Raw genomic sequence first — 7,623 nt, 5'->3', positions numbered from 1 at the left:
AGCGCAGACGCCGGTCAGTCCGGCACTGCGGCGATGACCGCCCCGGCGGCGTCCGCCGCGCCCACTGGCGCCAACGCCCACGCGTCGGAGGTGAACGCCAGATGGCTGGATGCATCGAGCATGGCCGGAACCAACGGAACCCGGCACGCCGCAGACCAGCCAACCATGGTCGCACAGGCCGATGCGACGCCGCAACAGGCGGCCGCGCCGGCACCGGCCGCCCCCGTGACAGCCGAGGCGTCCGCCGAGAAGCCGTCGTCCTCGACGCAGATGCTGCTGATCGTGATGGTCGGCGCGCTGGTGCTGGCCGGCCTGGTCAGCGCGCTGGTGTTCCGCCTGACCCGCACCCGTACGCCGCCCTACGAGATCAGCGACGAATGGCGTGCGCCCTGGGATTCACTCCACACCGAGCCGGCGCCGCCCATGGCAGTCGTCAGCCGCGACCGTCCGTTGCGCCTGTCGGAGGCGACCCCGCGCCGGTCAGAGACACCGGTTCCGCGCCGCGCCGAGACGCCGGTTGCTCGCCGCGAGACGCCGCGCGAAGCGGATCAAACCGAGCAAGACAACAAGCAGATCGCGGCGATGCTGCAGCGGCTGGCGCGCAGCGCGGCGAACTAGAGCGCGCTCAGGAAAGCGAATGAGCCGTGATGCGATCCCCGGATCGCGTCACGGTTCCGGCAAGCTACTTCTCGACAAGCTACTTCTCGAGCTGACGCTGCAGGCCGCGCACGAACTCGGTGAGGCCAGTGCGTCGCTCTCGCTTGAGACGTTCGGCCTTCAGGATCGACTGCACCTCGGCAAAGGCGTCGTCGACGTTCTGGTTGACGACGATGTAGTCGTATTCCGCCCAGTGGCTCAGCTCATGGGTGGCGCGGTTCATCCGCCCGCGGATGACTTCCTCGGAATCCTGCGCACGGGTGTGCAGCCGCTTCTCGAGATCGGCGGCTGACGGCGGCAGGATGAAAACGCTGACCACGTCGGCGCGCGCCTTCTCGCGCAATTGCTGGGTGCCCTGCCAATCGATGTCGAACAGCACATCCTCGCCGGCCGCGAGCGCAGCCTCGACCGGCGCGCGCGGCGTGCCGTAGCGGTTGTCGAACACGGTGGCCCATTCCAGCAGTTCACCCTGCTTGGCCATCGCCTCGAACTTGGTCTTGTCGACGAAGAAATAGTCGCGGCCCTCGACCTCGCCCGGCCGCTTCGGCCGCGTGGTCGCCGACACCGACATTTTCAGACCCGGCATGCGGTCGATCAGCATGCGCGACAGCGTCGTCTTGCCGGCGCCCGAGGGCGACGACAGGACGAACATCAGTCCGCGCCGCTCAACGCCGTCAAAACCCTGCGCCGTCATCGTTCACTCCAGATTCTGGACCTGTTCGCGGAACTGCTCGACCACGTTCTTCATTTCGAGCCCGGTATTGGTCAGCTCGACGTCGTTCGACTTCGAGCAGCAGGTGTTGACCTCGCGATTGAACTCCTGGGCGAGGAAGTCGAGCCGGCGCCCGACCGGTCCGCCCTTGCCGATCATCTCGCGCGCCTGGGCAATGTGGGAGGCGATGCGGTCGAGCTCCTCGCGGATATCAGCCTTGGTGGCGATCAGGATCGCCTCCTGGCTCAGCCGGTCGGCATCGAAGCGATCGGAGGTCTCCAGCAATGCCGCGATCTGCTCGGCAAGCCGAGCCTTGATCGCCTCGGGCTTGCGGCCGGGAGCCGTCTCGGCGCGCTTGGCGAGCCGCTCGATCTCGTCCATGCGCTGCATCAGGATCTGGCCCAGCGCATCGCCCTCGCGGCGGCGCATCTCGACGAGGCTGGCGAGCGCCTGCTCGAAGGCCTTCGCCGCCGCCTCGCGTGCCGCCTTGTCCTCGTCCTCGTTGCTGTCAGGGTCGACCACCTCGATGACGCCCTTGATTCCGAGCAATCCGTCGATGCTCGGCGCCACCGCGTCGATCCGCTGCGCGAGCTCACCTGCGACCTTCACGACCGCGGCCAGCACGTCTTCGTTGATACGGATGGTCTGCGCCGAATCGGTGCGCTTGACGCTGAGATTGGCGTAGACCGTGCCGCGCGACAGCAACTCGCCGCCCCGCCTCTTGGCGAGGGCTTCCAGTTCGTCCCAGCCCGGCGGCAGCCGCAATCGCAGGTCAAAGCCCTTGGCGTTGACCGACTTCAGCTCCCACTCGAACGTATAGGGACCGCTCGCGCCATGGCTTCGGGCAAAGCCGGTCATGCTCGATAGCGCCATCGCGTGAACTCTCCAACAGAAGGATATGGGACTCACCCGGAGACGACGAGACTCGCGGGCAGCCGGTGCAACCTTAAAACGGATTCCGTGAAAGTGGAATTACGTCCACCTTCGGGAAATGCAGAGCTACGGCATGGTCTGGAAAACTGTGAAGCGGATTTCCGAAAGACTATGCTCGAACAAGAAGCTAAAGCGCGATGATCGCATCGCGCTTTAGCGCTGCACAACAGGCGGCGAAGTGGTCTGCTGGGCTGCGCCCTGGCGACCGCTGCGCGGCGGCTTCTTCTGATTGGTGGGCTTCGGCGGCGTGGCCGCCGTGGGATTGGTGTCGGCCGCGCCGGGCGCCGCGGCGGCGGGCGCCGGATCATCCGCGGGCTCGACGGTGTCGTTCTGGATCTGCTTTTCCGACGCGCGCAGCTTGGCGACGTTCTTGGCGTGCTGGTCGTAGGTTTCGGTAAAGGCGTGGCCGCCGGTTCCGTCGGCAACGAAGAACAGGTCACGCGTGCGCGCCGGATTGGCGGTCGCCTCCAGCGAGGCGCGGCCGGGATTGGCGATCGGTCCCGGCGGCAAGCCGTCGATCACATAGGTGTTGTAGGGCGACGGCTGCGTGATCTCGCTGCGCTTGATCGGACGCCCCAGCGTTCCCTTGCCACCCACCAGTCCGTAGATGATGGTCGGATCGGATTGCAGCTTCATCCTCTGCCGCAGGCGGTTGACGAACACGGCGGCGACACGGCTGCGCTCGTCGGCACGGCCGGTTTCCTTCTCGACGATCGAGGCCAGCGTCACCAGCTGGTCCGGCGATTTCAGCGGCGAGTCGGTGTTGCGGCGTTCCCAGATCTCGGCGAGCACGCGCTTCTGCGCCTGCTGCAGGCGCTGGATCACCTGGTCGCGCGTGGTGCCGCGCGGGAATTTGTAGGTCTCCGGCAACAGCGTGCCCTCGCGCGGAATCTCGCGCACCGAGCCGGTGAAGATGTCGTTGTCGGTGAGCCGCGTCACGATCTGCTCCGAGGTCAGACCTTCCGGGATCGTGATGGCGTGCTGCACCACCTTGCCGTCGACGATGGTGGCGATGACGTCGCGCAGGCTGGCATTCTTCTGGAACGAGTATTCGCCAGGCTTGAGATCGGAGCTCGCCTTCAGCGCAAATACGCTGCCGATGAAGACCCACGGATTGACGTTGATGACGCCCTCGCGCGACAGCACGTCGGCGATGTCACGCTTGCCAGCGCGCGCGGGGATGTTGACGATCTTGTCTTCCTGCAGCGGCCCGGGCGATTCCAGCGTCTGCTTGCCGTAGTAGTAGGTGGCGCCGGCGCCGATCATCAGGATGATCAGGATGGTGAAGATGGCATTGCCGACGATCACGAAGGGATTGCGGGCACGATCCGAGCGCTTGGGCGGCGGCGGAACCTGTTCGGGCTCCAGCGCGGCACGTGGACTCCTTGGTGAAATGGGCGGCCTCTCACTCATCGATGCAAACCAATATCCTGCCGGTTGAATCGTGGCCGGACAAACCCCTGCCCTGCCAATAGCATACGCCCGCTATTAGGAGTCACCGCGGAATACGGCAAAACGGTGGACTAGTTCTAAAGACCTACTAATTGGTCACGCGCTGCACGATCACGGAGGCGTTTGTGCCACCGAAACCGAAGGAATTGGACAGCGCCACATTCACGTCACGCTTGCGCGACGTGTGCGGCACAAGATCGATCGCCGTTTGCACCGACGGATTGTCGAGATTGATGGTCGGCGGCACCACGTTATCGCGAATCGCCAGCACCGCGAAGATCGCCTCGATCGCACCGGCCGCGCCGAGCAGATGTCCGGTCGCCGACTTGGTCGACGACATCGAGACCTTCGAAGCCGCATTGCCGAGCAGACGCTCGACCGCGCCAAGTTCGATCTCGTCGCCGACCTGCGTCGAGGTGCCGTGCGCATTGATGTAGTCGAGATCGGATGCGACGAGGCCGGCGCGCTTCAGCGCCATGCTCATGCTTCGGAAGCCGCCATTGCCGTCCGGCGGCGGCGAGGTGATGTGGAAGGCATCGCCCGACAGGCCGTAGCCGGTGACCTCGGCATAGATCTTCGCACCACGCTGTTTGGCGTGCTCGTATTCCTCGAGCACGAGGACGCCGGCCCCCTCGCCCATCACGAAGCCGTCGCGATCCTTGTCGTAGGGCCGCGATGCCTTTTCCGGCGTGTCGTTGAAGCCGGTGGACAGCGCACGCGCCGCGCAGAAGCCGGCGATGCCGATGCGGGAGATCGGCGATTCGGCGCCACCTGCGAGCATCACGTCGGCGTCGCCGAGCGCGATCAGCCGCGCTGCATCGCCGACGGCGTGCGCGCCGGTCGAGCAGGCCGTGACGACCGAATGATTGGGGCCCTTCAGGCCGTGCTCGATCGAGACGTAGCCGGACGCCAGATTGATCAGGCGGCCCGGAATGAAGAAGGGAGAGACCCTGCGCGGTCCACGTTCCTTGAGCAGCACCGCGGTCTCGGCAATGCCGGTGAGGCCGCCGATGCCGGAGCCGATCATCGTGCCGGTCGCGAACTGGTCCTCATCGGACTTCGGATGCCAGTTGGCGTCGTCGAGCGCCTGCCTCGCCGCGCACATCGCGTAGAGGATGAAGTCGTCGACCTTGCGCTGGTCTTTCGGCTCCATCCACTGATCGGGATTGAAGGTGCCGTTGGAGCCGTCGCCGCGCGGAATGTAGCAGGCGACCTGGCTCGGCAGGTCGGACACTTCGAAGGTGTCGATCTTCTTGCCGCCACTGTCTCCGGTGAGAATACGCGTCCAAGTTGCGTCAACGCCGCAGCCGAGCGGTGTAAGCATGCCCAGCCCCGTGACGACAACTCGTCTCATTTCCACGTCTCCGGCCAGCAATGCGCGGCTAATAATAAGAAGCCGGGGGACCGCTCGATCACGGTCCGTCCGGCCCCATCAACTTCGCGATCGGCGTCAGCTCTTCGCGTTCTTCTCAAGAAACTTGGTCGCGTCGCCGACGGTCAGAATCGTCTCCGCCGCGTCGTCGGGAATCTCGCAACCGAATTCTTCTTCGAAAGCCATCACGAGCTCGACGGTGTCGAGGCTGTCAGCGCCGAGGTCATCGATGAAGCTCGCGCCATCGACCACCTTCTCGGGTTCGACACCAAGGTGCTCGACCACAATCTTCTTAACCCGCTCGCCAATCTCACTCATCGTTCAACCTCGTTGTTCCATTGGACCCGACCCCAAGACGATACGAGCCATCGTGGTCGTCTCGATTACTCAGTCGCGCATAGTCTTGATTCGGCCCGGTCGTAGCCGACTAAAGCCCCGGCGAACGGCAGGCGTCGCCACGCCAATATACAGGGTTTCAAAATCCTGCAATGGCGTTCTTTGCCCATCCATGGGGGGTTCAGCTATCATACTTCCCAAGCCTTGACTACACGCCTGAACCGGCTCCCGAAAACGGCTTTTCGCCGCATTGCGAGAGCCAGCAACCAGCTCAAATCATAGCCATGCCACCGTTGACGTGAATCGTCTGTCCGGTGACGTAGGCGGCCTCGTTCGAGGCCAGATAGACCGCCGCCGCAGCGATATCCTCGGGCGTTCCGAGCCGCGCCGCAGGAACCTTCGCCAGGATGGTTTCGCGCTGCTTGTCGTTGAGCGCATCCGTCATCGGCGTCTTGATGAAGCCCGGCGCGATGCAGTTCGCGGTCACGCCGCGCTTGGCGTATTCGGCGCCCAGCGTCTTGATCAGGCCGATGATGCCGGCCTTCGACGCGGTGTAGTTGCCCTGCCCCGGATTGCCGGTGACCCCGACGATCGAGGTGATCGCGATGATGCGGCCGAAGCGCTTGCGCATCATCAGTTTGGTCGCCGCGCGTGCCAGGCGGAAGGTCGCGGTCAGGTTGACCGCAATCACGTCGTCCCAGTCCTCGTCGCGCAACTGCACGAACAAATTGTCGCGGGTGATGCCGGCGTTCGCGATCAGGATGTCGACCTGTCCCATCGCAGCTTCCGCTGCCGGCACCAGTGCCTCGACATCATCCTTGCTGGAGAGATTGCACGGCAGCACGTGAACGCGCTCGCCGAGCTTGGCCGCAAAGCCGTCCAGCACCTCGCGCCGTGTCCCCGAAATCGCCACCGTCGCGCCCTGCGCATGCAGCACCTGCGCGATCGCACCGCCGATGCCGCCGGTTGCCCCCGTGACGAGCGCCGTCTTGCCAGTCAGATCAAACATCGAATTCTCCTTCCGGCTACTTCATGCCGAGGCTGCCAGCGCATCCTTGGCTGCAGCAATATCGTTCGGGCCGCCGACGGACGCGCCGACCGCGCCATCGGCGATGCGCTTGACGAGACCGCTCAGCACCTTGCCGGCGCCGATCTCGAAAAACCGCGTCACGCCCTGCCCTGCCATATAGGCAACCGACTCGCGCCAGCGAACGGTGCCGGTGACCTGCTCAATCAGGCGGCGGCGGATCTCGTCCGGATCGGTGATGGCGGAGGCCAGCACGTTGGAGACCAGCGGCGCCGCGGGCGCTTTGATGGTGACACCGGCCAGCGCCTGCGCCATCGCATCGGCCGCCGGCTGCATCAGCTTGCAGTGGAACGGCGCCGACACCGGCAGCAGCATGGCGCGCTTGGCGCCCTTGGTCTTGGCGATCTCGACGGCACGATCGACGGCGGCCTTGTCGCCGGAGACCACCACCTGGCCGCCGCCATTGTCGTTGGCGGCCTGGCAGACCTGGCCCTGCGCCGCCTCGTTGGCGACCGCGACCGCCGCCTCGTAATCGAGGCCGAGCAGCGCGGCCATCGCACCGGCGCCGACCGGCACCGCCTTCTGCATCGCAAGCCCGCGGGTGCGCAGCAGCCGCGCGGTGTCGCTGACGGTCAGGCTGCCGGCAGCGGCCAGTGCCGAATACTCGCCGAGCGAGTGCCCGGCGACGAAGGCCGCGTTGCGGCCGACCGAGAAGCCGGCCTCGCTCTCAAGCACGCGCAACGTGGCGATCGAGACCGCCATCAGCGCTGGCTGGGCATTTTCCGTCAGCTGCAATGTCTCGCCCGGACCATCCCAGATGATCGCGGTCAGCTTCTCGCCCAGCGCGGAATCGACCTCGTCGAACACGGCCTTCGCAACCGGAAAGGCGTCGGCCAGGGCCTTGCCCATGCCGACCGCCTGCGAGCCCTGCCCGGGAAACGTGAATGCTGCCGTCATCGGCGCTCCCTACCTTGTTGAGCGTGATCCCCGCGCAAGCGCCGCGCCTGCCGCAGGGGAAAACGGTATCCCGTCGCGCGAAACGCGCCACAGCGGGTCCGGACCCTGCCTTGCAACCGGCCTCGGACCGGGCCGTAAGACACTGATGGGGGGGCGCGATGTCAAGCCGCGCGCGCG

At 65.6% G+C, this 7,623-nt stretch carries 7 protein-coding genes and 1 pseudogene; 1 reads left to right on the top strand and 7 read right to left on the bottom strand.

All coding sequences use genetic code 11. The features are described from left to right. A pseudogene (locus H8B02_RS42975) lies at positions 1-618 on the top strand (hypothetical protein); the annotation flags it as partial. 79 nt (positions 619-697) lie between these two features. Here the strand turns inward: H8B02_RS42975 and gmk are convergent. From gmk to fabD, 7 genes are all read right to left on the bottom strand, one after another. Next, positions 698-1,351: a guanylate kinase gene (gene gmk, locus H8B02_RS42970; protein WP_212317734.1), complete on the bottom strand. Its 654-nt coding sequence runs from the start codon at positions 1,349-1,351 to the stop codon at positions 698-700. A 3-nt stretch (positions 1,352-1,354) separates the two neighbouring features. Beyond that, positions 1,355-2,242 carry a YicC/YloC family endoribonuclease gene (locus H8B02_RS42965; RefSeq protein ID WP_229171797.1) on the bottom strand — a complete coding sequence of 296 codons (888 nt, stop codon included), beginning with the start codon at positions 2,240-2,242 and terminating at the stop codon, positions 1,355-1,357. A gap of 213 nt (positions 2,243-2,455) precedes the next feature. Continuing rightward, positions 2,456-3,715, bottom strand: coding sequence for an endolytic transglycosylase MltG (gene mltG / locus H8B02_RS42960; RefSeq protein ID WP_207838903.1), 1,260 nt, complete (start codon positions 3,713-3,715; stop codon positions 2,456-2,458). A 127-nt stretch (positions 3,716-3,842) separates the two neighbouring features. Then, positions 3,843-5,108, bottom strand: coding sequence for a beta-ketoacyl-ACP synthase II (gene fabF, locus H8B02_RS42955; protein WP_229171795.1), 1,266 nt, complete (start codon positions 5,106-5,108; stop codon positions 3,843-3,845). A 96-nt stretch (positions 5,109-5,204) separates the two neighbouring features. After that, positions 5,205-5,444 (bottom strand): acyl carrier protein, encoded by a 240-nt coding sequence (locus H8B02_RS42950; RefSeq protein ID WP_011441358.1) that lies wholly within the window; start codon positions 5,442-5,444, stop codon positions 5,205-5,207. Positions 5,445-5,733: 289 nt separating this feature from the next. Continuing rightward, positions 5,734-6,471, bottom strand: coding sequence for a 3-oxoacyl-[acyl-carrier-protein] reductase (gene fabG / locus H8B02_RS42945; RefSeq protein ID WP_229171794.1), 738 nt, complete (start codon positions 6,469-6,471; stop codon positions 5,734-5,736). 21 nt (positions 6,472-6,492) lie between these two features. After that, positions 6,493-7,446 (bottom strand): ACP S-malonyltransferase, encoded by a 954-nt coding sequence (gene fabD, locus H8B02_RS42940; RefSeq protein ID WP_229171792.1) that lies wholly within the window; start codon positions 7,444-7,446, stop codon positions 6,493-6,495. Positions 7,447-7,623: the final 177 nt, after the last annotated feature.

Source organism: Bradyrhizobium altum (assembly GCF_020889705.1).
In the GTDB taxonomy this organism is placed as follows: Bacteria; Pseudomonadota; Alphaproteobacteria; order Rhizobiales; family Xanthobacteraceae; genus Bradyrhizobium; species Bradyrhizobium altum.
This window is presented reverse-complemented; position numbering and strand designations above follow the sequence as displayed.

What these genes read in the sequence shown, in the direction of transcription:
- fabG (WP_229171794.1), bottom strand. Translation starts at nt 6,471, where the DNA reads ATGTTTGATCTGACTGGCAAGACGGCGCTCGTCACGGGGGCAACCGGC.
- fabF (WP_229171795.1), bottom strand. Translation starts at nt 5,108, where the DNA reads ATGAGACGAGTTGTCGTCACGGGGCTGGGCATGCTTACACCGCTCGGC.
- H8B02_RS42965 (WP_229171797.1), bottom strand. Translation starts at nt 2,242, where the DNA reads ATGGCGCTATCGAGCATGACCGGCTTTGCCCGAAGCCATGGCGCGAGC.
- fabD (WP_229171792.1), bottom strand. Translation starts at nt 7,446, where the DNA reads ATGACGGCAGCATTCACGTTTCCCGGGCAGGGCTCGCAGGCGGTCGGC.
- mltG (WP_207838903.1), bottom strand. Translation starts at nt 3,715, where the DNA reads ATGAGTGAGAGGCCGCCCATTTCACCAAGGAGTCCACGTGCCGCGCTG.
- gmk (WP_212317734.1), bottom strand. Translation starts at nt 1,351, where the DNA reads ATGACGGCGCAGGGTTTTGACGGCGTTGAGCGGCGCGGACTGATGTTC.
- H8B02_RS42950 (WP_011441358.1), bottom strand. Translation starts at nt 5,444, where the DNA reads ATGAGTGAGATTGGCGAGCGGGTTAAGAAGATTGTGGTCGAGCACCTT.